Here is a 24,847-nt window from a genome sequence, read left to right on the forward strand (position 1 = left end):
ATGTTTTCCTTTCGGTTGTGCGGCGTGCGGCCGCGGTTTGTATGTTCTATCGGGTTGCCTGGGCAAGTTTTGCGAGGCTGTGGCCCTGCTGATAGACATGGGTGAGGTGCTGCGTGCAAGCGCGGTAGGATTCGAACGTCGCAAGCGCTTGCTCGACATTTGTGTAGACCTTCCAGGCGCCAAAGACCGTGTAGTTCTCGCCGCGCTGGACGATAAACTCGTGCACGTCGTCGTAGGGATAGCCCAGGAAATAACCAATATGGAGGATTTGCTTAACCCTGCAAACATCATTGTGCTTGCCGTAATTGCCGCCGGCTTATTTTTTGGATTCCGGCGTATTGTCGCATCGGCGCATGGCAAATGCTGTTGCGGCGATGGGGCGGGCAGAAAGAAGGTCAAGAGGGTCGCGGTCGCGGACATCGATGTGTCTCACTACCCCTATAGCTATGAGCTGCTTATTGGCGGTATGAGCTGCGGCGGCTGCGCGCAAAATGTGACGAACGCCCTCAACGCTCTCGATGGCATTTGGGCCACAGTGACGTATACAGACCACACGGCGTGCATCCGTTCTAAAAACCCGATCGATCGTGAGGTGCTTGAGGCTGCCGTGAGGGATGCGGGCTATTACGTCATGAAGCCGTAGGGCCGGGCGTACGCTTGCGCCTAGGCTCGGCCGCGCAGCTCGATGTCTTGGATATCGTCGAAGCCGATGGCGATGTCTCGGAGTTTGAGCAGCTTGAACGCGGGGAGCACTTCGTCGAGAATGCCGGTGCGGCTACGATAGCCGTATGTATCGTAATAAGTGACGCGCACCAAGTCGCCGCGTTTGAGGCCCTCGAGCTTTTTTGAAAGTTCGAGGGCTTTTTCTTCCGTGAGTTCGCATTTGGGCTCAACAGAGATCTCTTGTTTGCGCACGAGCTCATAGTATCCCGTGAGGGCGGCAAAGGGCATAAACTGCGCGGCGCGGTTGGCGCGAACGGCACCGTTGGCGGTGAGCCTGGGGTCGGCGGCGCGACGTCTTCCCTCGGGGTCCGCCAGGCGTTCAAAAGGTGTCGGCGGCCGCATCGGCTGTTGTTGGGCCTTAGGCACGATGTCCTCCTACCTGATCGTTGCGTTCGCGTGCGGTGGCGCCGGCGGTAAAGCTTAATCCCTTGACCAGGGCGTTCTTGCCGTACTTGCCCTTCACGGCCAGAACGGCGCGGGCCAGGTCGCGCTCGCGTTCATCGGCCTTAACATCGCTGAACAGATCGATGGTGGCAAATTCCTCGGGCATGAGGTTGCCAAATCCCAGGTTGATGCGCTTGACCGGCCGTTTGGGATCGACGGTCTGCGCCCAGAGCTCATCGAAATAGCCCATGATCTTCTTAAACGAATTGGTGCGCTCGGGCAGCTTGCGCGAAGCGTTAGAGTGCGCAAAGAGCGCGGCATAGCCGCCACGCGGTTTGCCGCCATGCTCTCCCACAAAGATGCCATCGATTGCCTGCGCCTCACGTACCAGACGGCGTCGTTCGTCATCGCGCTGGACGGGCTTGGGTGCACGGGGTGCGAGCTCGGGGCCGGCGGTTGCGGCGGGTTCGATGCTCGACGTGCTCGAACGCAAATGTCCGCATCCGTCCACATATTGCGCTGTGCCGCTGGCGTCGAGGCGGCGTATGTCGGCGCGCTCGCTCGCGTAGCCTACAAAGAGCGAGATGCTGTCGCAGACCACGTGCTTATCGACCAAGTCCAGTACGGCGTTGTCGACCATCTCGCGCAAGACGGTGTAGGCCTGCTCGTAGGCATAACCCTTCGAGAGCACTTGTCCTGTGGTGGTTGAAGTTGCCTGCGGGCGATAGGCCTGAATATCGGCGATAGTTGTCGGCTCGCGCCCAAAGGCGTGGTCGATAAGATACTCGGCATTGACGCCGAGCTCGTCGTAGAGCAGGTTTTCGTCGAGCGCGGCGACACCCATCAGATCGTATACCCCGTACTTTTCGAGGCGATCTGCCACGCCGGGGCCGATACCCCAGATATCGGTGATGGGGCGATGGGGCCAGATCTCCTTGCGAAAGGTCTCGTCGTCGAGTATACCGATGCGGCTGGGTACGTGCTTAGCGGTAATGTCGAGCGCCACCTTGGCCTGGAATAGGTTGGGGCCGATGCCGACTGTCGCCGTGATGCCGGTGCGCGCGAGGACCTCATCGCGCAGCATGCAGGCAAAGCTTTTGACATTGGTATGGTAGAGCTCTAGATAGGGTGTCACGTCGATAAAGCACTCGTCAATTGAGTAGACGTGAACGTCTTGCGGACTGACGTATTCCAGGTAGATACCGTAGATCTGCGCCGACACCTCCATGTAGTGCTGCATGCGCGGTACGGCCTTGATGTAGTCGATGCCGTCGGGAATCTCAAACAGGCGACAGCGGTTGTGTATCCCGAGGTCTTTCATGGCCTGGGTAATGGCGAGGCAGATGGTCGTACGCCCGCGTGATTCGTCGGCAACGACCAGATGGGTGGTGAGCGGATCGAGCCCGCGGTCGACGCACTCGACGCTGGCGTAAAACGTCTTGAGGTCGATGCAGATATAGGTGTGACGCCCGTGCCCCACGCGTTCTCCCATCAAACACATGTTCTTATCGAATACATGTTCGATAATACCCGCTCGTCCGGACATCGTCAAAACCTGCCAAAAAGGGACAGGTTTATTTTGGTAGGTAAAACGCTTGACCGACCAAAACAAACCTGTCCCTTTTTGGCAGGTATGGTCGGGCGGTTGCATCGGGTTTTAACGCAGCTCTAAAGAGCGCGAAACAGCTCGGAAAACCTCTCTTCGTAGCATGAGCCTAACGATCGATACCACCATAAAGCACGGAAGGGTTGTGGGGATAATGGTCAACTATGGGTTTGGTATGCCGACGCGCCTTGTTACGGATGGAGACGTGGCTCGCTGGTGTGGACGATTGGTCGCTCACTACGGCGGCACCAAGGCGCTGGTGGTGCTGGGTGGCGACAAACATACGCGCGATGAGCTTGTCTCGGCGGCGCTCGGCTCGCTTGACCGAGCTCTGCTCGAGCGCGTGCTTTTTCGTTGCGGCTCGGTTGAGGGCGACGGGGGAGACGAGCTGATCGACGAGGCCGTGGCCCTGGCGACCGACGAAGGCGTGGACTTTGTCCTGGCGATCGGCGATGCCGATACTGCAGGCTTTGCGCGCGAACTCGCGCGTCGCATGGCGGCGCTCGATGCCGGCGAAGACGGTTTTGTCCCTTATGGATGTATTGTCTCGGAGGGCAAAGTGCCTGCTGTCGTGGGGGCCGGTGAGGTTCCCGTTTTTGCCATTATCGCTCCCGAACTGCTTGAGGGCATTGGGTCTCCTCTGCGTGAGTTGCTAGGCAGCGTGTGCGCCGCGGCCTAATGTCTGCCATAAAGAGATGGGCTATTTTTGGTAGGTAAAGCGTTTGACCTGCCAAAATAAACCTGTCCCTTTTTGGTCGGTCGCCGTTTGGGGGCGGATTGGCAACGCTCGCTGATTACGGTCTTGACCTGCGCTAGAATAGGGGCATCTGATTATCCGGGCGCATGGAGGTTTGCGCCCGTATGTTGAGGAGGACGTTATGGCAACTGTTGCCGCACCTATCGACGCTACGTCGACCGCCGCTTGGAAGGCGCTCGAGGCTCATCAGGAGAAGCTCGAGGCCGAAGGTATCGACCTCAAGGCCTGGTTCGCTGCCGATGCAGAGCGCGTGAACAAGCTGAGCTTTGACGCCGGTGACCTGCACTTCGACCTGTCCAAGAACCTGGTGACCGATGAGACCGTCAAGCTGTTGTGCGATCTTGCCCGCGAGGTGAAGCTCGAGGAGCGCCGCGATGCCATGTTCTCCGGCGAGCACATCAACACCACCGAGGACCGTGCCGTCCTGCACACCGCGCTGCGCCGCCCGGCAACCGAGAAGGGCCAGCTCATCGTCGACGGCCAGGACGTTGTCGCCGACGTGCACGAGGTCCTCGACCGCATGTACGCCTTTGCCGAGCGCGTGCGCTCCGGTGAGTGGAAGGGCGTTACCGGCAAGAAGATCGAGCATCTGGTGTCCATCGGCATCGGTGGCTCCGACTTGGGCCCGGTCATGGCCTACGAGGCTCTGCGCCCCTATGCCGACGCCGGTATCGACTGCCGCTATATCTCCAACATCGACCCCAACGACCAGGCCGAGAAGCTCAAGGGCCTCGATCCCGAGACCACGCTCGTGATCATCGTGTCCAAGACCTTCACCACGCTCGAGACCCTCACCAACGCCCGCGAGGTCAAGACCTGGATGCTCGAGCAGCTCAAGGCTCAGGGTGCCATCGACGGCTCTGATGAGCAGAACGCCGAGGCCGTGGCCAAGCACTTCGTTGCCGTTTCCACCGCACTCGACAAGGTCGAGGCCTTCGGCATCGACCCCGCCAACGCCTTCGGTTTCTGGAACTGGGTCGGCGGCCGCTATTCCGTCGACTCCGCCGTGGGTCTGTCGCTGATCGTCGTGCTCGGTCCCGAGCGCTTCCAGCAGTTCCTCGAGGGTTTCCACGCCATCGACGAGTACTTCTGCAATACCCCGCTCGAGAACAACGCCGTCGCGCTGATGGGCCTGCTCAACGTCTGGTACGTCAACTTCTTCGGTTCCAAGAGCCACGCCGTGCTGCCGTACTGCCAGTACCTGCACCGCTTCCCGGCCTACCTGCAGCAGCTCACCATGGAGTCCAACGGCAAGCACGTCCGCTGGGACGGCAGCGCCGTGACCTCCGACACCGGTGAGATCTTCTGGGGCGAGCCCGGCACCAACGGCCAGCACGCCTTCTACCAGCTGCTGCACCAGGGCACCGTGGTGGTCCCGGCCGACTTTATCGCCTTCGCCAACACTGCCAACCCCGCAACCGACAGCGGCCAGGATGTTCACGAGCTGTTCCTGGGCAACTTCCTGGCGCAGACCAAGGCACTCGCCTTTGGTAAGACGGCCGATGAGGTGCGCGCCGAGGGCACGCCCGAGCAGATCGTCCCGGCCCGCTGCTTTGAGGGCAACCGTCCGACGACCTCGATCTTCGGCGATACGTTGACCCCGTTCGCACTCGGCGAGCTCATCGCCCTGTACGAGCACATCACGTTTGTCGAGGGCACGGTCTGGGGCATCGACTCTTACGACCAGTGGGGCGTCGAGCTGGGCAAGCAGCTTGCCAAGCAGATTACCCCGGCCTTCCACGACGACGCCGCCAAGGCCGAGCAGGACGCTTCGACCCAGGCACTCATCGAGTTCTACCGCGCTCACCGCAAGTAGTCGCTGCTGTTAACGCATCGCGCCTTATAGCCAGGGGCCCGTATCCCATTGGATACGGGCCCCTTTGCTTTGCCGTGGCCCCGGGGCGCACGGCCTTTAAGGATCTTCGCCGGAGCGTCGCGTGCTGCGAGGGCCCTGCGTCTAGAGCTCGGCCTCCGCTTGGCCTCGCTGCGCCTCGGGCAGCTCCCCGTAGAGCGGATGGTCTTCGAGCCTAAAGCGCTCGACCTGTTCGGGAGTGTGGCCGCGCACAAAGAGCCACGAGCGATCGATCGGCGTCGCCATGAGCGTGCTGGGCAGTGCGTCGGCGCGGTCGGAAAACACCCGGGCGCTCTCGGGATCCTGGAACGCCAGCACCAGATGCGTGTCGCAGTTGCCCATGATGGAGCGTGCGCGTGCCTCGCCATAGAGCGCATCGAGCTGGTTGGTCGACTGCAGCAGCAGCGTTGCCCAGATGTTGCGGCTTCGGATAATCGAGAGCACGTTGTCGATCTGGGGGATCTGCAGATTTGCGAAGTCATCGAGCATAAAGCGCACGGGCACGGGCAGGCTGCCGTCGGGCTGCCTATCGGCTTCGCGAATGAGGCCCATAAATGCCTGCGTAATAAAGAGGCCGGTCAGCGGATCGAGATTGCGGTCAATATCGCTTACGGTTACAAACAGGGCGCAGGGGGTGTGTCCCATGGAGGCGAAGTCCACCTGATGGCACTCACGATAGAGCTGTGCCGCACCGTCGAATCCCAGGCACATGACCTTTTCGGCAAGGATGCCGACGATGCTCGCGTGCATGCGCTCGGCATTTTGCGTAATGGCGTAGCGCCGCCATAGCGAGAGGGCATAGCTTTGGGGGTCGGTCGTGATCAGATCGTCAAACAATCGGGCCGTGGCACCGTCCTGCAGGTGCTCGATCAGCTTGATGACTGAGCTGATCGTCTGCTCGTCGGCGGGTAGCTGTTCGGTGACGTAGGCGATAAGGCACGACAGCAGGTTTGCCGCCGCATGATCCCAAAAAGGCTGGTTGTTGTCCTCGATGGGGCAGATGGCCTTTGCCACCGAGAGGATGTCCTGCTGGTTGGGCCTGCCGTCCGCCTTGCGGCGAATGTGCCTCAGGGGGTTGTAGCCGCAGCGCTCGATGCCGGGCGCAAGGGCCGGGACGGTGTTGAGGTCGGCGAAGTTGAGACATTGCACGCGGCAACCGTGGGCTGCCAGCACGGGTCCCACTTCGCGACAGAGCGTGCCTTTGGTGTCGAGCACGATGTAGCTTGCGTTCATCTGCAGCAGGTTGGGCTTGAGGACGTTTCGGGTCTTGCCGGCTCCCGAGGGGCCGATCACAAGTGCGTTGTTGTTGAGTCCCGTTTGGCGGGTGTCGCAGGAAAGCGTTCGATCCTTGGCGAGGATGGTGGACGATGCGGACTCAGATGCGGCGAGGCGGCTGGCGAGGTTAGACATGGGCGATCTCCTTGGTGGTCGAGAGGATTTCGTGGGCAAAGCCGAGCTCGACGGCGCGCTCGGCCGAAAGGTAGGTGTCTTTTGCAGTGAGGGACTGGATGCGCTTGGGCGTGAGGCCGCTGCGGTCCGAGAGGATTTGCGTGAGGGTCTTGCGGGTCTGCATGAGACGCCGGCTGGTTTCCTGCAGCGCAAGTGCCGAGCCGCCTGCCCCCTGGGGGATCAGCGGGTCGTGAATCATGAGCTCTGCATGGGGCGCCATACGGCGATCGTCGCCGCCCATAAAGATCACGGCGCCCATGGACGCGGCGAATTCCAGGCAGACGGTGCGGATGGGGCACGATGCGAGGCGCATGGCGTCATAGATCGCAAGACCCGATCGCACGCTTCCGCCGGCGCTGGCGACAAATATGGTGATGGGGCGGCTGGGGTCGGTGGCATCGAGCAGGCGGATCTGCTGGCATAGGTCGTGGGCCATTGGGGTTTCGATGTTTCCCATGACGGAGAGCTCGCGACGGGCGAGCATCTCATCGTAAATGCTGGTGAGCGTGATACCTCGGGCGGATTCACGCATGGTGAGGGGGCTGATGATGGGGGAATGATTGGTGTCCATGAGGACTCCTTTCTGTTGGTTGTGTTGTGGAATAGGATTGTTGCCCGCGGAAAGGCTGGCGGGCTACAGGGTTCGTCCGAGCCTGAGATCGAGCTCGGTTGTGGGGCAGGCTGCCTGTTCGTGCGGCTCGCAAGCGCCAAGGGCTCCAAAGCGATGGAGCGTTGCGACGGGCGTGGTGTAGGCGAGCCGCAGCTGATGCTCGACAGGGGCACATCCGTCATTTTTGTAATGAGCCGCGTAGTACTGCGCGATGCTGGCGTTCATCTCGCTGCCATTGCGATGGCGCTCAAACTGGCGCCTGCAGGTCTCGATGATCTTTGCTACCGACTTGGGTGCCGTCGCGGGAACAAGGGCGAGATAGCCCTCAAATAGCTCGTTGATGCTCAGGAGGCACAGCAGGTCGATCAGCGTCCTTATGGCTGCTCCCTCGGCGGAAAAGTGCGCGGTCATGCGGTTATATTGGTTTCGGTCGACGATGGCCGCATGGGGTCTTGGAGTTTTCTGCCCTGTGGCCTCGGGCTTTTGCCGCGCCTGTGTATTGAGCTCGACGTTGCAGCGCTTGAGCCCGTCCAACGGAAGGAACAGTGCGGTGCGCAGGGTGTTCCGCTTGCTTTCGAGTTCATGACGCTCGTCGGGTTCCCATTCGAGCTTGAGTTTCGTGTCGAGTGCCGTAAGCATATGGGCTAGGCAGCCTACGGTAAGAACGTACGAATCGTTGTCGCGTTTTGGGGCATAGGGGTCTGTCAGCTTGCGAATGTTGGGGTCGCCCATGATCTTTGCGCAGCGCTTCAGCAGTTGAGGGTGGTCGTCCAAGATCGTCGCGAGCGGTAGCGACGCGTAGTTCTTGATGGTCGCGGCGGCAAAGGCGGCGTCATATTCGTTTGCATATGCTCGCTCAATGCGGGCATCCAGAATGCTTTTCTTATCGCCGTCTTCAGCGTGGTGGTTTGTCATAGCTTCTCCAATCGGTTGATGTTCGTGCTGTTTGTTGATGTGTTGGTTGTCGTGAGTGATGTGCTTGCCGTGGGTGATGTGCTGTCGTTGGGGTGCTATGCGGTTTTCAATGAGCCCGTGAGGCAGTTGCTGCAGAGGCGGGATGGAACGGCCCATGCAAGGCGGAAGGCATCGTGCTCAAAATCGAGACAGCAATGCCCTGGGTGCCTCACATGTGGCAGTTACCTCATTAAGTTGTCATTGCGTTTGGGGCTGTACTTTGCCGATCTTCTTTCTCTTACACGCTAAAAACTGAAACTTCATATGCTCGATCTACTTAAAACCGCAACGGCGGTCTTTTATCAACTTATATGTCGGAACGTGTCTTTGCAAGTACTTTTTTGCGTTTGTTTCAAATGGGGTGGTTTTGCAACCGTCACGCGCCACGCTATACGAACGTGCCCCGGCTCGGATAAGATGGTGCGATCGAGTTCTACCGCGCTCACCGCAAGTAGTCTTTGTTGCTGAGATAGGTCATGGCCGAAAGGGGCCCGTATCCGTTGGGATACGGGCCCCTTGCTATTTGAATGGGCATGAGGGTGTATTGAGGGGGGGGTGCCTGGCTGTCGGCATCCGCATGCGGCGCCATTTGCTGTCCGTAAATATACTTCTACGGCTAATTTCATACCACTTGCCGGAATGCGGACGCTGTCCTTGCATGTCGGGCGTAGATTGAACGTGGTTTTCGCGTGAAACCACGAATCGGTTGTCAGCCCTGAACAAGGAGGCCCAGCATGACGCTTGCCAAACCCATCAATAAATACATCGACTATATCGATGCCCCCGAGGACACGTTTGAGCAGTATGTTGAGAAGGCGCTAAAGTACAACTTTCGCTGCGTATTTGCGAACCTGCAGGAGTACGAGACGGGCCGCGCAATGCTCGAGGGCTCTGACATCATCCTTGCCGGCGCTATCGACTTTCCCCAGGGCACTATGACGCTTGAGGAGAAGCTTGCGAGGTTTGAGGAATACGCTGTGTGCGGCTTTACCGAGATTGACTACGTTTTGAATCAGGAGTCGGTCGAGAACCGCGATTTTGATGCCATCGAGCGCGAGATGACTGCCATTGCTGATTTTTGTCGCGCGCATGGCATCACTGACAAGGTGATCGTCGAGATGTGCAAGCTGGACGGCGACGATGCCGCCAAGCGTCGCGTCTGTGAGATTGCGCTGGAGGCTAAGCCGGGATTCCTTAAGACATCGACTGGCAGAAGCTTTGGCGGCGCTAAGCTCGAAGACGTGCGGCTGATGCACGAGGTGCTCGGCGATGCCGTGGCAATTAAGGCGGCGGGCGGTATCCATAATTACGAAGAGGCTTGTGCATTCATCGAGGCCGGCGCCAGCGCGTTGGGTGCATCGGCGGGCATCGCGATCGTCGAGGGTGCACCGACGGAGGAGCGTCGCTAGCAGACGTATTTGACCTGAGCGATAAAGCTTCACGACCACGCACCGTTCATGTTTGGGACAATATGACATTTTTCCCGTTGCAGACAGAGTCGCCGTGGGTGTTCTGTATGATGGCTCAGACAAGGTTGTTCAATGACGGGGAGGCATATATGGCTATCAAAGCCATCGCAATGGATATCGACGGTACGCTCACCAACGACCAAAAGGTCATCAGCCCGCGTACGCGCGAGAAGCTGCTCGCGGCGCAGGAGTCGGGCATTAAGCTCATCTTGGCTTCGGGCCGTCCCGCATGGGGACTGCACGCCTTGGCGCAGGAGCTCGACCTTCAAAACCATGACGGTCTGCTAGTTGCCTTTAATGGTGCGCATGTGGTCGACGCTCAGACCGATGAGGTCCTTTTTGACCAGGCCATGCCGGCTGACGAGCTGCACCGTCTGATTGATCATCTGCGCAATTTCGACGTGATCCCTATGATTTCGCTCGGTCGCGATCTGCATGTCGAGGATTCGTATCGCTGCATGATTACGCTGCCGGATGGCTCGCAGAAAAACATCGTCAAATACGAGCGCGATGCGTGCGACCTTAAGATCCGCGAGGTCGAGAGCTTGCATGAGGTCGCGGACGCTTATCCCGTGGACAAGCTGCTGACGGCGGGCGATCCGGCCTACCTGCAGGCGCATTACGAGGAGATGTATGCGCCCTTTACCCAGACGCTTTCGGGCATGTTTACGGCCGACTGGTACTTTGAGTACACGGCGCCTGGTATCGACAAGGCCCGCGCGCTCGAGGGCGCCCTGCCCAAGCTCGGTATCGATGCCAGCGAGGTCGTATCGTTTGGTGACGGCCAGAACGACAAGTCCATGATTGAGTGGGCCGGCACCGGTGTTGCCATGGGCAACGCGGTCGATGAGGTTAAGGCGGTAGCCCAGATGGTGACCGCCAATAACAACGAAGACGGTATTGCGGTGGCGTTGGATAAGCTGCTGGGTTAGAATCGCCGATAATGCATGGTTCGGGCGCCTGCTTACAGGCGCCCTTTTGTTAGGGAGGGTGCCGTGTCCGCATTTCCGTTTGACGCCGTTATCTTTGACATGGACGGCGTCATTGTCGATACCGAGTATTACTACCTGGGCGAGACTGCCGCGTTTGCCAAGGAGCTTGGGCTTAACCTGACTCAAGAGGAGTTGAACGGGCAGGTCGGTACCTCGCATCAGTTCTTCCTGCATATGCTGGTCGATTGGTTTGAGCGCGCCGGTAAGGGGCATTTATCTGGCGAGGAAGCGTTGGCCCGTTGGGACGAGTGGGCGCATAAGCGTCCGCGCGACTATCAGGCTTTGATTAACCCAGGCGCCGTGGATACGATTCGAGAGCTGCCGCGCCGCGGCGTTCGCGTGGCGCTTGCCAGCTCGTCTCCCATGGATAGCATCGAGGAAGTGCTCAATGCGTGCGGGCTGTCGGATGCCTTTGAGTATGTGGTGAGCGGCGAGCAGTTTAAGGAGAGCAAGCCCGAGCCCGACATCTACCTGCATGCGCTGGACCTGCTGGGACTTCCCGCGAATCGCTGCTGCTGCGTTGAGGATTCGGTGCCTGGTATCACTGCCGGCAAGCGAGCCGGCCTGACGGTCATTGCCAAGCGCGAGGAACGCTTCGGCTTTAGCCAAGATGCCGCGGACAAGATTATCGACCAGCTGCCGGAGCTGCTCACGCTTTCTTAGGAGCGCGTTAGTTGCGCGTTTTTCGGGTCAGATGAGTAAAAACCCGACATTTTGGTGCGGCAGCAAGCATACTTAATGCTAGTGCGGGCTTAAGGACTTGCTGAATGCCCTTGGGCCCGCATTAGACTTAATTGTGCTGGGAGAGGGTATATGCCACCGACTGAAGGGCTAGCTGACGGTAAAGCAGCGATACCGCTGTACCAACAGGTTATCGATATCATTAAAAACGAAATTAACTCCGGTGCCTACAAGGCGGGCGCGCGGATACCCAACGAATTCGAATTGGCTGAGAATTATAAAGTTGGCCGCGTTACCGTGCGACGCGCTATTGAGGAGCTCGTCCAGCAGGGCTATCTAACGAAGCGACAGGGGAAAGGCACGTTTGTCAATGCCCCCAAGCTTAAGCGCAAGATTCGCCAGAAGGATGACGTCCAGAGTTTTTCGGACGCATGCCGCGTTAACGGAATGGAGGCGGGGGCGCGCGTCATTTCGAGAAAGATACTGCCGGCGGATTCCACCGAAGCGCAGTTCTTTGGTGTTCCTGTTGGAACTGATTTGATTTGCGTTGAGCGTGTGCGTACTGCCGATGGGGTCCCCGTCATGCTCGAGAACAACATATACGTTTACGAGGACAACGCTTATCTATCAACGGCACCTCTATCTAACCAATCCATTTTTGAGCTCGTGCGCAACCGGACGGGCCGCACGCCCGCGTTTACCGACCCGTGCACGCTCGAGATCGCGTGCGCATCGCCCGAGGTCGCTCGGCTGTTGGCAGTTCCCGTTGGCGAACCCCTGTTTTATATGGAAGCCTTCTTTTTCGATGAGCAGCGGCGGCCGTTTATCATCGGTCGTCAGCGGATCGTTGGGTCTCGCTACGTTTTTGACATCTAGGATATTGCGAATGGAGACGCCCGGTGGATCATCTCACCTGGCGTCTCCATACCGTTCACGGCGCGAACGCAACCATTCAACCGTGTCGCGACAATCAGTTTGAAATAATCTTGATGACGAGAAAAGCTGCTGGTAATCTATAGAACGTCATAGAACGTTTGCTTTGTGCAAGCGTTGAGGCGAGATGCGATGCATTCTCGAGTTCTTTGGAGGTATCTATGTCAGATACGAAGGCGAAGAAGACAAACAGACGTTTTAAGTTCAAATTACCGCATGTCTATACGATCATGTTCTTGCTGATCGTTGTCTTTGCGGTCCTGACTTGGATCGTTCCCTCTGGTCAGTATCAGCGCAAGACGATTTCGACAGCGGCGGGCGAGCGTGAAGTCGCTGTTGCTGGAACCTATGAACAGGTCGATAAGAATTACACCGATTCCGAGACCGGCGAGACCATCAATCTGGGCCAGGATATCTTCGCGGTCCTGCAAGCGCCCACTAAGGGCATCCAGGAGGCTGCCGACGTCGTTGCGTTCGTCTTATTGATTGGCGGATCGTTCGCAATCATCACCAAGACCAACGCTTTGAATGCCGGCATGAGCCGTGTGATTAAAAAGCTCAAGAACAAGGACATCCTCATCATTCCCATCACGATGACGTTGCTGTCCATTTGCGGCACTACGTTTGGTATGTCTGAGGAAGCCCTGCCGTTCTATGCCATCTTCATTCCCATCATGATGGGCATCGGGTATGACTCGATGACGGCATTCATCATCTGCTTCCTTGGTCCTAACCTGGGATATTGTGCTTCGACCATCGACCCGTTTAATGTTTTGATCGCCCAAGGCATCATTGGTATCGAGGGCAATCCTCAACTGTGGCTGCGCGCCGTTTCTTGGGTCATCTTCACTGCCGTCGGTATCGCATGGGCCATGCGCTACGCCATGCGCGTCAAGAAAAACCCCGAGTCGTCCATTACGTACGAGGACGATAAGCTCAAGCGTATCGAGTTTTCCGTGACCGATGCTTCCTTCGAGGAAGAGTTCACTATCCGTCAGAAGCTCGTGCTTATCGATTTTGCTTGCGGTATGGGCATTATCGTCTGGGGTCTTGTTACCCAGGGTTGGTACATGAATGAGATTTCCGCCGTGTTCCTTGGCATGGGCTTGCTTGCCGGTATCCTGGGCGGTCTTGACCAGCAGACGATTGCTGAGGAGTTCGTTAAAGGTCTCGCCGACTTTGCGTACGCTGCCATCGTTATCGGTATCGCTCGCGGTATTCTGGTCATCGCCGAGGGCGGCATGATCATCGACACCATTCTCCAGGCGCTCGCTACTGCGCTCGCCGGTGCACCCGCCGCCGTCTACACCACGTTTATGTATATCGTCCTTGGCCTGCTCTCTTTGCTGGTTCCCTCGAGTTCTGGCCTGGCGGCGCTCACCATGCCCGTTATGGGCCCCCTGACCGAGCTCATGGGCCTCAATCCCGAGGCGGCCGTCACCGCGCTCCAGTTTGCCAACCAGACCATCAACACCATCAGCCCCGTGGCGGGCATGACGGTCGCCGGTCTTGCCGTGGCTAGGATTTCGTTTGGCCAATGGTGGAAGACCATTTGGAAGTTCTTCATCTTCATGGTCGTGTTTGGATTGGTCATTACTGCCATTTCCGGCATGCTTCCGGCGTAGGTGGTTGTGATGTCTGATCGTTTGACGGTCCTGACGTCTAAGAGCGTCTTTACCGGTACGGGGGACCTGCCGTTTGAAGGTTTCGTAGCGGTCCGTGGCAATCGAATTGAGGCTGTTGGCGCCAAGTGTGAGGTAGCTTCGTATTTGACCCAGGCGGACGAGGTAGTTGACCTGGGCGACCGCACTGTCATGCCCGGCCTGATCGATGTGCATACCTTCTATACAGGTTGGGCGCTGCGGACGTTGGGGTCTGATCTGTCCGGCATCGCTGATGCCAAAGAGGCTGTGTCGCTCTTGCGTGCATGGAAAGAAGATCATCCGGATTGCGCGGCGGCTTTTGGCCACAACCTACCCGAAACGTTGGCATCGGATGCCGAGAACGCAAATACGGCAGCTGTGTTTGACGATTGTTTTGGCGATATCCCTGTCGTCTGCTTTACACCGGGAGCGGAGACCTGCGTTCTCAATGCTGCCGCCAGTGCGCGATACGGCTTTACACCCCAGGCGTGCTATGCCGAGAAGATCTGGCGCATGATGAGCGATTTCCTCGCGCTGCCCGAGGTGCGTGCCGGGTATTCGGACTACATGAGCATGCTTAACGAGCGCGGCGTTACCGCCATCAAGGAGATGGCGTTTGATGACTACTACGGCTTTGCCGACGAAATGGCTCGCCGTGAGGAATCTGGTGAGCTGACGGTTCGCGTCTCTATGATGTCGCAGCCGGTGGGTGCCGGTGCAAATCTGGCATATGCCCGCGAGGCACGAGAGCGCTTCCGGGGACCGTTCGTTCGTTTTTCCGGCTTCAACCGTATGACCGATCGCGGTGTATGGGCGGGGCTTGCCGAGATGATTGACCCCTATGAAGACACGGCCGATGCGGGCGCTGCCGGCAAGACGGTCGTCGAGGAGCCAGAGTGGGATCTGATTGAGAGCGAGCTGCGTGCAATTGATGCTGACGGCTTCCGATATTCCTTGCATTGCCAGGGCGATGGCGCCGTTCGTCGCACCGTGGCGCTCTATGCCTCGCTGCCTCGAGACGAGCATGGACGGATGCTTCGCCGCCATGCGATTACCGATCTCGAGAACTCTGACCCGACCGATCTTGTCGAGTTTGGCAAGTTAGGTGGAATTTGCGAGGTCTATCCGCAGATTCTGACGCTGGACCGGCGTGAGGATTGCCTGTCGATGATGCGTCGACAAATTGGCGAGACGCGACTTTTGCACAGCTGGAATCGCCGCGGCATGGAAGATTCCGGATGCACAGTGTGCTGTGGAACGGATTTGCCGCTGCTGATTCCGAGCCTGGGCGAGTCAATCTACAGTGCGTGCGGCGGATACTTCGACGACGGACTGCCCGTGAATGAGGTCAACGCGCTGACGCTTGTCGAGCTCTTGCGCGCTTGGACTGCCGGGGGCGCGTACGACCTGATGCGCGAAGACGAGCTGGGTACACTCGAGGTCGGCAAGCTTGCCGATATCTGCGTGCTCGATCGGGATGTGTTTGACCTCGATTATCGCGACGCACGCGATCTTGCGGTTGATATGACGATGTCGGACGGACAAATCGTGTTTGATCGAAATAAGGAGGCATAAGATGCCTGAATCCAAACCGACGCTGCGCCGCGAGCAGATTGCGGGCATGAATATCCACTACATCATGTGGTCGCTCGATTACTTCCTTGATGTGCAGCAGCGTTTGGGCTTTGAGTCCATTGAGCTGTGGTGTGCAGAGCCGCATGTGACGCTCGACCATACGGGCTACTTTGAGGCTGAGGTCCTGGCGAAAAAGGCTGCAGACCGTGGGCTTAGGTATCGCACTCTGTGCCCCGAGAATGTTGTCTATCCTTGGCAGTACTGCGCACGCAAACCGCTGCATGAACAGCGCAGCCTGGCGTACTTTAAGCACGGCATTGAGCTTGCCGAGGTACTTGGGTGCGACCGTATGTCCGTCAACTCGGGCTGGGGCGACTGGGACGAGGACCGCGAGGAAGCCTGGAAGCGCAGCCGCGAGCACTTGTCCATTCTGGCGGAGTATGCTGGTGAGCACGGTCTGGTGCTTACGATGGAAAGCCTGCGCCCCGAGGAGAGCAACCTTGTGACGACGGTTTCCGATGCGAAGCGCATGATTGACGAGGTCGCGAGTCCGTACTTACAGCCCATGGTTGATACAACCGCGATGGGCGTTGCAGGCGAGACGCTCGAGGACTGGTTTGCTGCCTTTGGTGATGGGGCAATTCACGAGATGCACTTTATCGACGGTGACCCGTATGGCCATCTGGTGTGGGGCGATGGCAAGCACGATATGGACGCCTTCGTCGCCACACTCAACGCCCATGGTTTCGACGGCATGCTGGGCCAGGAAATCACGGACGGTCGTTACTACGATGACCCGGCGGCGGCAGATGCCAAGAACATGGCCGCATTCGAGAAATATCTGATTGACTAAACCAACTATCGGCTACGCAACCAACGTCATTGATTGCGGGCCAAACAAGAAAGGAACTGGATATGAACGCACATGATCTGATCAAAGAGGCAATTGCCGAGAAGGGCAAGTTCGACAGCGTCTACTGGATTGCTTGCGGTGGCTCCATGATCGATTTGATCCCGGCTCATGAGCTTCTGCAGCGCGAGGCAACCACCTTCACTTCGTATATCTATACGGCTCGCGAGTTTGATATCATGCGTCCGCGTCGTCTGGGCGAGAAGTCCCTGGTCATCGCCTGTAGCCACAGTGGCAACACCCCCGAGGTCGTCGAGGGCTGCGAGATTGCCCTTGCTGCCGGCGCTACGGTGATCGCCCAGACCGATAACGCTGGATCCAAGATTGACTCCGGCAAGTGGACCACGTGGGTCTACCCGTGGGGCGAGGGCGTGCCGCAGGCCGAGGTCCCCGCTGGTATTTCGCTGTCGCTTGCGGCAGAGCTGCTCGATCAGCAGGAGGGCTACGCCGATCTTGCCGATATGTATGCCGGTATTGCCGAGATGGATAAGATTCTTCCCCCGGCACGCGAGAAGGTAAATGCCGAGCTGGGTGATCGCTTTGCCAAGCTTTGCCAGGAGCACGAGTTCTTCTATATTCTGGGCAGCGGTCCCAACTTTAGCCAGACCTACGGTTTCGCTATCTGCTCTCTTATGGAGATGCAGTGGCAGCACTGCAGCTACATCCACTCTGCCGAGTACTTCCATGGCCCCTTCGAGGCTACTCAGGATGGCGTTTTTTACTTCCTGCAGATGGGCTCCAGCGAGTGCCGTGCTATGGACGAGCGCGCCCTGGCGTTCCTTAAGACGCATACCGATACGCTGATGGTGCTCGATGCCAAGGAGTACGGTATGGAAGCCGTGCCGGCGAGCGTCCGCGCCTATCTGGACCCGGTGCTGTTCTACGCTATGAACTGCGAACTGCGTGCTGCGCGCGGCAAGGTGTTTGATCACGATCCCGATTTCCGCCGCTACATGGGCGTCGTCGAGTACTAGAAGGGACAAAGACCATGGCATTTAACGTTAACGCGCTCGGATTTGGCGACAACGTCGTCGATCGCTACGAGCATATCCATACCATGTATCCTGGCGGCAATGCGGTGAACTTCGCCGTTTATGCCAAGAAATGCGGTGCCGCACGCTCCTCATACATGGGCATTTTTGGCAATGACGCCGCCGCCGAGCATGTCATTGCAAGCCTCGAGGATGAGGGTATCGAGCTTGACAAGTGCGAGCAGATGATTGGCGAGAACGGAGCGGCTCGCGTGACCGTCGTTGACGGTGACCGTGTCTTCCTTGGCTCCAACGAGGGCGGTATCCGTGGCGATGCGCGCTATGTCCTCGATCGCTTTGACCTTGCGTACATGAAGCAGTTCGATGTGGTTCATTCGGGCAACTATTGCTTTACCGAGCGCGAGCTGCCCAAGCTGAAGGCTGCGGGCGTCACGGTCTCTTTTGACTTTTCGGACGACTCCACCGACGAGTACTACGAGCAGATTGCGCCCTACGTCGATTTCGCTTTCTTTAGTGCGGCGGATGCCGCGAGTGAGGACGAGATTCGCGAGCGTCTGGCATGGGTGAAGGGCTTGGGTCCGCGTTTTGTGTCGGCTACGGCGGGCGCCGAGGGCTGCATTGCTTACGACGGCGAGCGTTATTACCGCCAGCTGGCTAAACCGGTAACGGACATGAAGGACACCATGGGGGCGGGCGACTCGTTCCTCACCTCGTTTTTGATGTGCTATCTCGATTCCGCCAAGCGTGGTGAGGACGGCGCCGAGGCCATCGAGCGCGCGCTCGACTTTGCTGCCGGGTTTGCCTCGACCGTGTGCGGCATGGAAGGATCTTGGGGCCACGGAGCACCAATCGTCGAATAGCTTAAGAAAGCGTACGACGGTCTGGCTATGAGGCCTTGGACAGCCGACGCAAAACAATAAGCGAAACGCGAAAAGGGGGCTCGCCATGTGGTGGGCCCCCTTTTGAACATTGGAGAAGACCATGGGTATTAAAGCGTGCGCAGCTGGTTTTTGCTGTGCGGACGTCTATCAAAACATCGGCGTATTCTATCCGACTGGTAATGGCATTGACTGGGGTATCCATCTTGCACGAATGGGCGTTTCGGTATCCGCCGTGTCGGTTGTCGGCAAGGACGAGTACGGAGACAAGATGAGAGAGGCGCTGGCCGCTGAGGGGTTCGATATCTCACATCTGCGGGTGGAGGATGGCGACACCTCGGTGATGCTCATGGCGTTGAAAGACGGCGTCGATCGCGTACATCTCGAGGCAATCGATGGCGTAATGGAGACATATCGACCGAGTGAAGACGACCGGGCGTTTATTCTAGAGCATGACATCATTCATACTGACCTGTTTGGCAATTGTTTGGACCTCTTGCCCGAATGGCATGATGCGGGCAAGACGGTGGTAATGGACTTCTCGGTGTTCAGCCAGGATCCCGAATATGCCTGCGAGAATCATTTCCCCTACGTTGACTACGCATTTATGTCGTTTGAAGAGGACACTCCGGAGCTGCGAGACTGGGTGCGCCACGTGCAGGAATTGGGACCGCGCGTTGCGGTCGCCACGCTTGGCGAGAAGGGAAGCATTGCCTATGACGGTGAGCGCTTCTATGAGTGCGGGATCGTACCGGCGGAGAAGGTCGTTAACACCGTGGGCGCCGGCGACTCGTATATTGCCGGGTTTACCAAGGGCGTGATCGATGGCCTTGATATTCCGGCGTGTATGAAGGCGGGCGCCGAGCTGTCGTCCCGAGTGATTGGTTCGTTTGAGCCGTACTAGGGTCAAATGCCTGGAAAGGAGTACGAAGTGGTTATCGACATGTTGGTTCAGCCCATGCTCTACGGCGAGATCTGTACGCCGGGTGATGAGCCTGATGGATTCGGTTTTTGGTCACGAGAATTTGGTATGGGGCATATGGGTCCCATGGATTGGGACGAGCTTCAAGTTGAGATGGATGTCTGCGATGTGCAGAAGAGCTTGCTCATGCCGCTCGATGTAACCACGGCATGCGGAGGACATTTTGGCACCAATGACCAGATTGCCATGCTGGTTGCCGCGCATCCCGATCGTCTGTGGGGATTTGCGAGCGTAGATCCGCGGGTGAGCAGTGCCGCAGGCGAATTGGAGCGCGCCTTTACCGAGCTGGGGGCAAAGGGGCTTTGCCTGCATCCGGCAAAGCAAGGTTTTGACCCCGATGATGCTGTGGCTGAGCCGCTTTACGAGCTGTGCGGGCGCTATAACAAGCCGGTGGTTTTCCATGCCGGTATGTCTTGGGAGCCGGGCGCAGAGCTCTCGCGCAGTAACCCGCTTGCATTTGAGCACACAATCGCAACGCATCCAAATGTGCGTTTTAGTTTGACCCACTTTGGCTGGCCCTGGGTGCGCGAGACCGTGGCGATGCTGCTCAAGTATCCCAACTGCTACACGGACACCTCTATCACTTACATCGATTCGCCCGAGGAGATGATGCAGCGTCTTTTCACGGTCGATATGGGGCCGCTGTGGTATGAGCGCGCGCTATCGCATCAAGTGATGTTCGCCAGCAATACGCCGCGTTTCCGTGCGTTCAAACTCAAGCGGGCGCTCGATACCGTGTCCATGCGCGATGATGCGCGAGAAAGGCTCTACTGGGGTAATGCCCTGCGTTTTCTTGAAGGGGATGAGTGAACATGGTGACGCTCGAGACATTGAGCTATCTATCGACTGCTCCGGACCAGTTCATCGATATTACCGAGGACGTGCACGCTGCCATCGAACGCAGCTCGGTGACGAATGGCTTGGCAGCAATTATTTTGTCGCATACGACCTGTGGAATCGTGGTAAACGAGGGACTGCCCTGCGTGGAGACGGATCTTATGGAGACGCTTGATCGCATCGCCCCGCTCGATGCCCCCTATGCGCATGCACACTTCCTGCCGAGCTATGGAGCCACCGGCAACAACTCCTGTGGGCATATCAAGAGCATGATTTGTGGAAACAGTTGCTTCTTTCCCGTCCAAGATGGCCACATCGTGTGTGGAGGTGCCCAGAACATCTATCTTGCGGAGTTTGACGGTCCGCAGAAGCGAAAAGTGTACGTCGAAGTGCTGGGGGAGTAACGTTCCTGCAATAACCCTATGAAGGAGCATGTTATGTCGTTTCTAACCTCGATGTTCGAGACCGAAAAGCCGGTGATCGGAATGCTGCACCTGCGTCCTCTGCCGGGCGATCCACTGTATTACCCGGGCGGAAGCGTGTCGCAGGTCGTGGAAGCCGCCAAGCGCGATCTCGAGGCGTTGCAGCAGGGCGGTGTCGATGGCATTTTGATTACCAATGAGCTCTCGATGCCCTACGAGCAGCACGTTTCTCCCTCAACCCTTGCATCGATGGGCTATATAATCGGGGCTCTATCCCATGATCTGTCGACTCCTTGGGGAGCTGAGGCTATTTACGATGGTGATGCCACAATCGAGCTGTGCGCTGCCGTAGATGCGCAGTTCACACGCTGCAATTTTTGCGGTGCCTGGGCCGGTGATCTCGGGCTAATAAACCGAGATTTCGCTCACACCATGCGTCGCAAGGCGGCATTGCGCTTGGACGACCTCAAGCTTTTTCACTTCATTACGAGCGAGGGGGAGGTTTATCTCAACGACCGCACGACTTCGGACATTGCCGATTCACTTCTCTTTAATTGCCTACCGGATGCAATGGTCATCGGCGGCTCGGCTGCCGGTCGTGGCGCTTCGGGCGAACTTGCCGATGAGGTCCGCGAGCGTGTTGGCCGAGTACCTGTGGTATGTGGCACCGGTTGTCGCGAAAATACCGTGACTGACGTATTTGCTCACTACGATGGCGCGTTTGTCGGCACGTGCTTAAAGCGCGATGGAAAGCTGGATGCCCCGGTTGATGTTGAGCGGGTGGTCCGTTTTATGGCTGCCGCTCGTACGGCGCGAGGGGAGTAGGCGCTCATGGCGTTCTATCTGGGTATTGATATTGGGACAAGCGCCTCTAAAGGCGTTTTAATCGATGATCGATGCAACATCGTTTGCCAAGCCTCTTGTGGACACGAGACGGACAACCCGCGTGACGGATGGTACCAGCATGATGCGGAGGCAGTTTGGTGGGGTGATTTTTGTCGCTTGTCGCGCGAGCTGGTGGTGCGATCGGGGGTTAACGCGGCGCAGATCGGATGCGTGGGCCTTTCCGCATTGGGTTGCGACTGCGTGCCGGTCGATACCGAGTGCAACGCGCTGGCGCCCGCGATTTTGTATGGAGTCGATGCACGTTCGAAGCCGCAGATTGACGAGATTCTTTCCGAATATGGGTCAGACCGCGCACGCGAGCTTTTCGGGCACGATCCCTGTTCGTCAGATATTGCTCCCAAGATCTTGTGGTTTAAGGAGAATATGCCCGAGATGCATGAACGTGCCGCGAAGTTCCTGACGGCGTCATCGTTTCTGTGCGCGAAGTTGACGGGGCGTTTTACGGTGGACCGTTATTTGGCGGAGGATTTTCTTCCCCTCTACGACCGCTACACTTGGAAGGTTGATGCTCGGGAATGTGCTCGTTTCTGCCGGCCTGACCAGATGGCGGAGGTAATGTCGGCTACCGATATTGCCGGGGTGATTACGCAGCGCGCGGCTGAGGCGACGGGGCTCGCGGCAGGGACACCTGTCTTAGTGGGAACGGGCGACTCTGGTGCCGAGGCCATTTCGACGGGTGTATTCCGTCCTGGCGATATGATGGTTCAGTTGGGGAGCACGGCGTATTTCATCTACCTAGCTGATCATATGGTCGATGATGCCCGCCTGTGGCCAGGGACGTTTATCATTCCCGGAACTTACGGGATCTGCGCGGGGACCAATACGGCGGGTGCACTCACATCGTGGTTGCGCCAAGAGCTGTATCGTGACGCCGTAGAGGCCGAGGGCCACGGTGGCCCCGATGCATATTCGGTTATGGCGCATGATGCCGCCGGTGTGGCGCCGGGTGCCGATGGGCTCCTGTGTCTGCCGTACTTTGCGGGGGAGCGTACTCCGCTCAACGATCCCGAGGCGCGTGGCGTCTTCTTTGGCCTGACCGGAAGGCATACGAGAGCCCATATGGTTCGTGCCGCCTTGGAAGGCGTCGCGTATACCGTTGCATCCCATGTCGACATTATCGAGCGAGAGCATGGACTGTCAATTGGGCGCATTATGCTTGTCGGAGGTGGAACCAAGAATCCAGTTTGGATGCAAGCTATCGCCGACGTATGCGGACGCGAGGTCTCGGTTGCCAAGGTTACGGTGGGTGCATGCTTCGGTGATGCCATCATGGCAGCTCTCGCAGGTGGCGCCTATGCATCATGGGATGAACTCGCCCGAGTCCTTGGCGTTGCGCAAACAATCGTGCCCGATATGACTGCCCACGAGTTATATGCGTCGCGCCGTCATATCTTTGATGAATTGTATGCACGCAACCGTGATCTCATGCACGAATTGGTGTAATGCTGCCGAATTGTACTGCCTTCCAAAATAGGGACTGCGTTGTGCGATGCGCATGTCCCTTGGCATTTTTGCCCACAGGGGTTAGCGAAGGCCAAAAATAGAGTGCGCATTTGCTAAAACTGCCGATTCGATGCGCTTTGCGTCACAATTTTTGAGCGAGGCGATGCGCATCGAGGTCCTTGTGAGCGATTTGATGAGCGACTGCGCGCTTGTTTCTGTGTTTGCTTCGGCTGGGGCGTCGGTCTCGAGCAGTAAACGATCGAGCGGAATCTGTCGTACGTATTCGCGTCCTCGCTTAGACGCGAGCATGCGTTCGTTGACAGAAAAATAGCAGCCCGCATTACGCGCGCGGACGAGTTCATCCGAAGTACCGCTAAACCAGTGGAAGATGATAGCGGGGGAGTCGGGGTTTGGGATGAGTAGACCATGCGATTCGAGGACGTCCAGTACGGCTCCTGCCGAACGAACGGCGTGAATTGATATCACGCGCCCGGCAAGAGGACACTGCACGAGCGCATCGCAGAGCCGGTCAAGTGCCTGTATTTGCAGCGGTTCGCTTCCGGCAAAGCGCGCGGAAAAGTCGAGTCCGACTTCGCCGATATAGCGCTCTTGGGCAGCAACTTTGCAAAGCAGATTGACTTCGGCAGGACCGCAGCGGCCGTCGGCGAGCCACCAGGGATGGAGGCCAACGCCCGCGATAATGTTTGGGTAACGGCTGGCCCGCTTTTTTGCCGCCGCGAAGTCGCGTGGGTCGACCCCGCAATCAAAGACCCCCAGCCCTATAGCCGCAGTTTCGTCGGCAACAGCATTCGGGTAAGCCATCAAATCAAGATGGCAGTGTGCATCAATTAACCGGGGCTCCATCTCGGCGCGCTCCGCTAGTCCAGGCGCTGGCCATCGGCGCGCACGTGCTCGGTGCCGCGCCCACTGATCTGGCGGATAACCTCGCCGGCAATCATCTGACCCATGATGGGCGGCATAAAGCTGGCGGTTCCCAGCTCGGTACGCTCATGGATATTGGAAGGGTCGCGGGGCTGTGTCTTAACCGATTCCTCGCAGCTAAACAATACATGTAGGCTCTTGATTCCGCGCTTCTTACATTCTTTGCGCATAATGCGGCTCATGGGGTCACGTACCGTATCGAAGATGTCGGCAAAGCGGAGGCACTCGGGATGGAGCTTGTTGGCCCCGCCCATGGAGCTAACCAAACGAATGTCGTGGTCCTGAGCATATTTGGCAATGGTGAGCTTGGCCGAGATGGTGTCGATGGCGTCGACGACGTAGTCGAGCTTGCCGCCCGTCTGCTCAAAAACGCCCGAAAAGAATTCGTCGATGTTGTCGCTCAACAGGTATTCGGTACGCTTGATGACGGTAGCGGCGGGATTGATATCGCGAATCATGGCTTCCATCACGTCCACCTTGCGCTTGCCGACGGTGCTGTGAAAGGCGATGGCCTGGCGATTGATATTGCTGGGCGCGATGATGTCCTTGTCCAGAATGACGAAATGACCGATGCCGCCGCGGGCGAGTGCCTCGCAGCAATTGGAGCCCACACCTCCGCAGCCGAGCACCAGCACCGTAGCATCGGCGAGCTTATCGAGTGCCTCGCGGCCCATGATGATCTCGAGCTTGGTGTCGCGTGTCTCGATAGCGGCTGCGGCAGCGGTTTCGGTCATAAATATCCTCCGATGGGGAAGCGAGTCGTGTTTTAGCTATCGCCATTATAGGTATTATTGCGATGGTTGATTTCCGATCTCAACCGAACACATTGAGCTGACGGCACGCTCCCGCAGTTAACCGAACGCCCCCGAGGTCCTATCCGGGACCCGGGGGCGCCATTTTCCCAGTT

The 24,847-nt window shown here is 58.0% G+C and carries 25 protein-coding genes; 17 read left to right on the top strand and 8 right to left on the bottom strand.

Annotated elements, in window-relative coordinates; all coding sequences use genetic code 11:
* Positions 1–46: 46 nt before the first annotated feature.
* Positions 47–268, bottom strand: coding sequence for a DUF3793 family protein (locus ACTQXO_RS05330; protein WP_441545525.1), 222 nt, complete (start codon positions 266–268; stop codon positions 47–49).
* Here ACTQXO_RS05330 and ACTQXO_RS05335 point away from each other — a divergent pair.
* Positions 260–643 carry a heavy-metal-associated domain-containing protein gene (locus ACTQXO_RS05335; protein ID WP_441038723.1) on the top strand — a complete coding sequence of 128 codons (384 nt, stop codon included), beginning with the start codon at positions 260–262 and terminating at the stop codon, positions 641–643. The genes ACTQXO_RS05330 and ACTQXO_RS05335 overlap by 9 nt on opposite strands.
* Before the next feature lie 20 nt (positions 644–663).
* On the opposite strand, the gene ACTQXO_RS05340 is transcribed toward ACTQXO_RS05335, so the two are convergent.
* On the bottom strand, positions 664–1,089 hold the full coding sequence (locus ACTQXO_RS05340) for a hypothetical protein (protein ID WP_427727796.1): 426 nt from the start codon (positions 1,087–1,089) through the stop codon (positions 664–666).
* Positions 1,082–2,653 (bottom strand): Y-family DNA polymerase, encoded by a 1,572-nt coding sequence (locus ACTQXO_RS05345; RefSeq protein WP_441545522.1) that lies wholly within the window; start codon positions 2,651–2,653, stop codon positions 1,082–1,084. Before ACTQXO_RS05345 ends, ACTQXO_RS05340 begins: the two co-directional genes overlap by 8 nt.
* A 235-nt stretch (positions 2,654–2,888) precedes the next feature.
* On the opposite strand from ACTQXO_RS05345, the gene ACTQXO_RS05350 reads away from it, so the two are divergent.
* On the top strand, positions 2,889–3,392 hold the full coding sequence (locus ACTQXO_RS05350) for an iron-containing alcohol dehydrogenase (protein ID WP_441038719.1): 504 nt from the start codon (positions 2,889–2,891) through the stop codon (positions 3,390–3,392).
* Positions 3,393–3,591: 199 nt separating this feature from the next.
* Positions 3,592–5,286: a glucose-6-phosphate isomerase gene (gene pgi / locus ACTQXO_RS05355; RefSeq protein WP_118345572.1), complete on the top strand. Its 1,695-nt coding sequence runs from the start codon at positions 3,592–3,594 to the stop codon at positions 5,284–5,286.
* A gap of 141 nt (positions 5,287–5,427) precedes the next feature.
* On the opposite strand, the gene ACTQXO_RS05360 is transcribed toward pgi, so the two are convergent.
* The 3 genes from ACTQXO_RS05360 to ACTQXO_RS05370 all read right to left on the bottom strand — a co-directional run bounded on the left by ACTQXO_RS05360 (position 5,428) and on the right by ACTQXO_RS05370 (position 8,296).
* Complete coding sequence (locus ACTQXO_RS05360) at positions 5,428–6,732, bottom strand: type IV secretory system conjugative DNA transfer family protein (RefSeq protein ID WP_441038716.1); 1,305 nt, start codon at positions 6,730–6,732, stop codon at positions 5,428–5,430.
* Positions 6,725–7,342 (bottom strand): ATP-dependent Clp protease proteolytic subunit, encoded by a 618-nt coding sequence (locus ACTQXO_RS05365; protein WP_441038714.1) that lies wholly within the window; start codon positions 7,340–7,342, stop codon positions 6,725–6,727. The genes ACTQXO_RS05360 and ACTQXO_RS05365 overlap by 8 nt, the downstream gene beginning before the upstream one ends.
* A 63-nt stretch (positions 7,343–7,405) precedes the next feature.
* Entirely contained in the window at positions 7,406–8,296 is an 891-nt protein-coding gene (locus ACTQXO_RS05370) for a hypothetical protein (protein WP_441545523.1), read from the bottom strand.
* A gap of 773 nt (positions 8,297–9,069) precedes the next feature.
* On the opposite strand from ACTQXO_RS05370, the gene deoC reads away from it, so the two are divergent.
* The 14 genes from deoC to ACTQXO_RS05440 all read left to right on the top strand — a co-directional run bounded on the left by deoC (position 9,070) and on the right by ACTQXO_RS05440 (position 22,998).
* Positions 9,070–9,744: a deoxyribose-phosphate aldolase gene (gene deoC / locus ACTQXO_RS05375; protein WP_441031630.1), complete on the top strand. Its 675-nt coding sequence runs from the start codon at positions 9,070–9,072 to the stop codon at positions 9,742–9,744.
* A gap of 149 nt (positions 9,745–9,893) precedes the next feature.
* Positions 9,894–10,736, top strand: a complete 843-nt coding sequence (locus ACTQXO_RS05380) for a Cof-type HAD-IIB family hydrolase (RefSeq protein WP_197032805.1) — start codon at positions 9,894–9,896, stop codon at positions 10,734–10,736.
* A 63-nt stretch (positions 10,737–10,799) separates the two neighbouring features.
* Positions 10,800–11,459 (top strand): HAD family hydrolase, encoded by a 660-nt coding sequence (locus tag ACTQXO_RS05385; protein ID WP_441031627.1) that lies wholly within the window; start codon positions 10,800–10,802, stop codon positions 11,457–11,459.
* Between the two features lie 150 nt (positions 11,460–11,609).
* Entirely contained in the window at positions 11,610–12,353 is a 744-nt protein-coding gene (locus tag ACTQXO_RS05390) for a GntR family transcriptional regulator (protein ID WP_441031625.1), read from the top strand.
* 218 nt (positions 12,354–12,571) lie between these two features.
* The gene (locus tag ACTQXO_RS05395; protein ID WP_441031623.1) at positions 12,572–14,035 is read left to right on the top strand and encodes a YfcC family protein; all 1,464 of its coding nucleotides are present in this window, start codon (positions 12,572–12,574) and stop codon (positions 14,033–14,035) included.
* Positions 14,036–14,044: 9 nt separating this feature from the next.
* Positions 14,045–15,628, top strand: a complete 1,584-nt coding sequence (locus tag ACTQXO_RS05400; RefSeq protein ID WP_441031621.1) for an amidohydrolase — start codon at positions 14,045–14,047, stop codon at positions 15,626–15,628.
* Between the two features lies 1 nt (position 15,629).
* On the top strand, positions 15,630–16,481 hold the full coding sequence (locus ACTQXO_RS05405; RefSeq protein ID WP_117840177.1) for a sugar phosphate isomerase/epimerase family protein: 852 nt from the start codon (positions 15,630–15,632) through the stop codon (positions 16,479–16,481).
* Between the two features lie 62 nt (positions 16,482–16,543).
* Positions 16,544–17,512 (top strand): SIS domain-containing protein, encoded by a 969-nt coding sequence (locus ACTQXO_RS05410; protein ID WP_022094440.1) that lies wholly within the window; start codon positions 16,544–16,546, stop codon positions 17,510–17,512.
* A gap of 14 nt (positions 17,513–17,526) precedes the next feature.
* Positions 17,527–18,390 carry a PfkB family carbohydrate kinase gene (locus ACTQXO_RS05415; RefSeq protein ID WP_441038712.1) on the top strand — a complete coding sequence of 288 codons (864 nt, stop codon included), beginning with the start codon at positions 17,527–17,529 and terminating at the stop codon, positions 18,388–18,390.
* Between the two features lie 121 nt (positions 18,391–18,511).
* Positions 18,512–19,312, top strand: a complete 801-nt coding sequence (gene frlD / locus ACTQXO_RS05420; RefSeq protein WP_441031616.1) for a fructoselysine 6-kinase — start codon at positions 18,512–18,514, stop codon at positions 19,310–19,312.
* 6 nt (positions 19,313–19,318) lie between these two features.
* The gene (locus ACTQXO_RS05425; RefSeq protein ID WP_441045685.1) at positions 19,319–20,200 is read left to right on the top strand and encodes an amidohydrolase family protein; all 882 of its coding nucleotides are present in this window, start codon (positions 19,319–19,321) and stop codon (positions 20,198–20,200) included.
* A gap of 2 nt (positions 20,201–20,202) precedes the next feature.
* On the top strand, positions 20,203–20,631 hold the full coding sequence (locus tag ACTQXO_RS05430; RefSeq protein ID WP_117735290.1) for a secondary thiamine-phosphate synthase enzyme YjbQ: 429 nt from the start codon (positions 20,203–20,205) through the stop codon (positions 20,629–20,631).
* Positions 20,632–20,664: 33 nt separating this feature from the next.
* Positions 20,665–21,474 carry a BtpA/SgcQ family protein gene (locus tag ACTQXO_RS05435; protein ID WP_441031613.1) on the top strand — a complete coding sequence of 270 codons (810 nt, stop codon included), beginning with the start codon at positions 20,665–20,667 and terminating at the stop codon, positions 21,472–21,474.
* 6 nt (positions 21,475–21,480) lie between these two features.
* Positions 21,481–22,998: an FGGY-family carbohydrate kinase gene (locus tag ACTQXO_RS05440; protein ID WP_441031611.1), complete on the top strand. Its 1,518-nt coding sequence runs from the start codon at positions 21,481–21,483 to the stop codon at positions 22,996–22,998.
* Positions 22,999–23,079: 81 nt separating this feature from the next.
* On the opposite strand, the gene ACTQXO_RS05445 is transcribed toward ACTQXO_RS05440, so the two are convergent.
* On the bottom strand, positions 23,080–23,862 hold the full coding sequence (locus tag ACTQXO_RS05445) for a TatD family hydrolase (protein WP_441031609.1): 783 nt from the start codon (positions 23,860–23,862) through the stop codon (positions 23,080–23,082).
* Positions 23,863–23,876: 14 nt separating this feature from the next.
* Positions 23,877–24,674 carry a tRNA threonylcarbamoyladenosine dehydratase gene (locus ACTQXO_RS05450; protein WP_441031607.1) on the bottom strand — a complete coding sequence of 266 codons (798 nt, stop codon included), beginning with the start codon at positions 24,672–24,674 and terminating at the stop codon, positions 23,877–23,879.
* Positions 24,675–24,847: the final 173 nt, after the last annotated feature.

The sequence above is a fragment of the Collinsella sp. LCP19S3_D5 genome (assembly GCF_052121415.1).
Classification (GTDB): Bacteria; Actinomycetota; Coriobacteriia; order Coriobacteriales; family Coriobacteriaceae; genus Collinsella.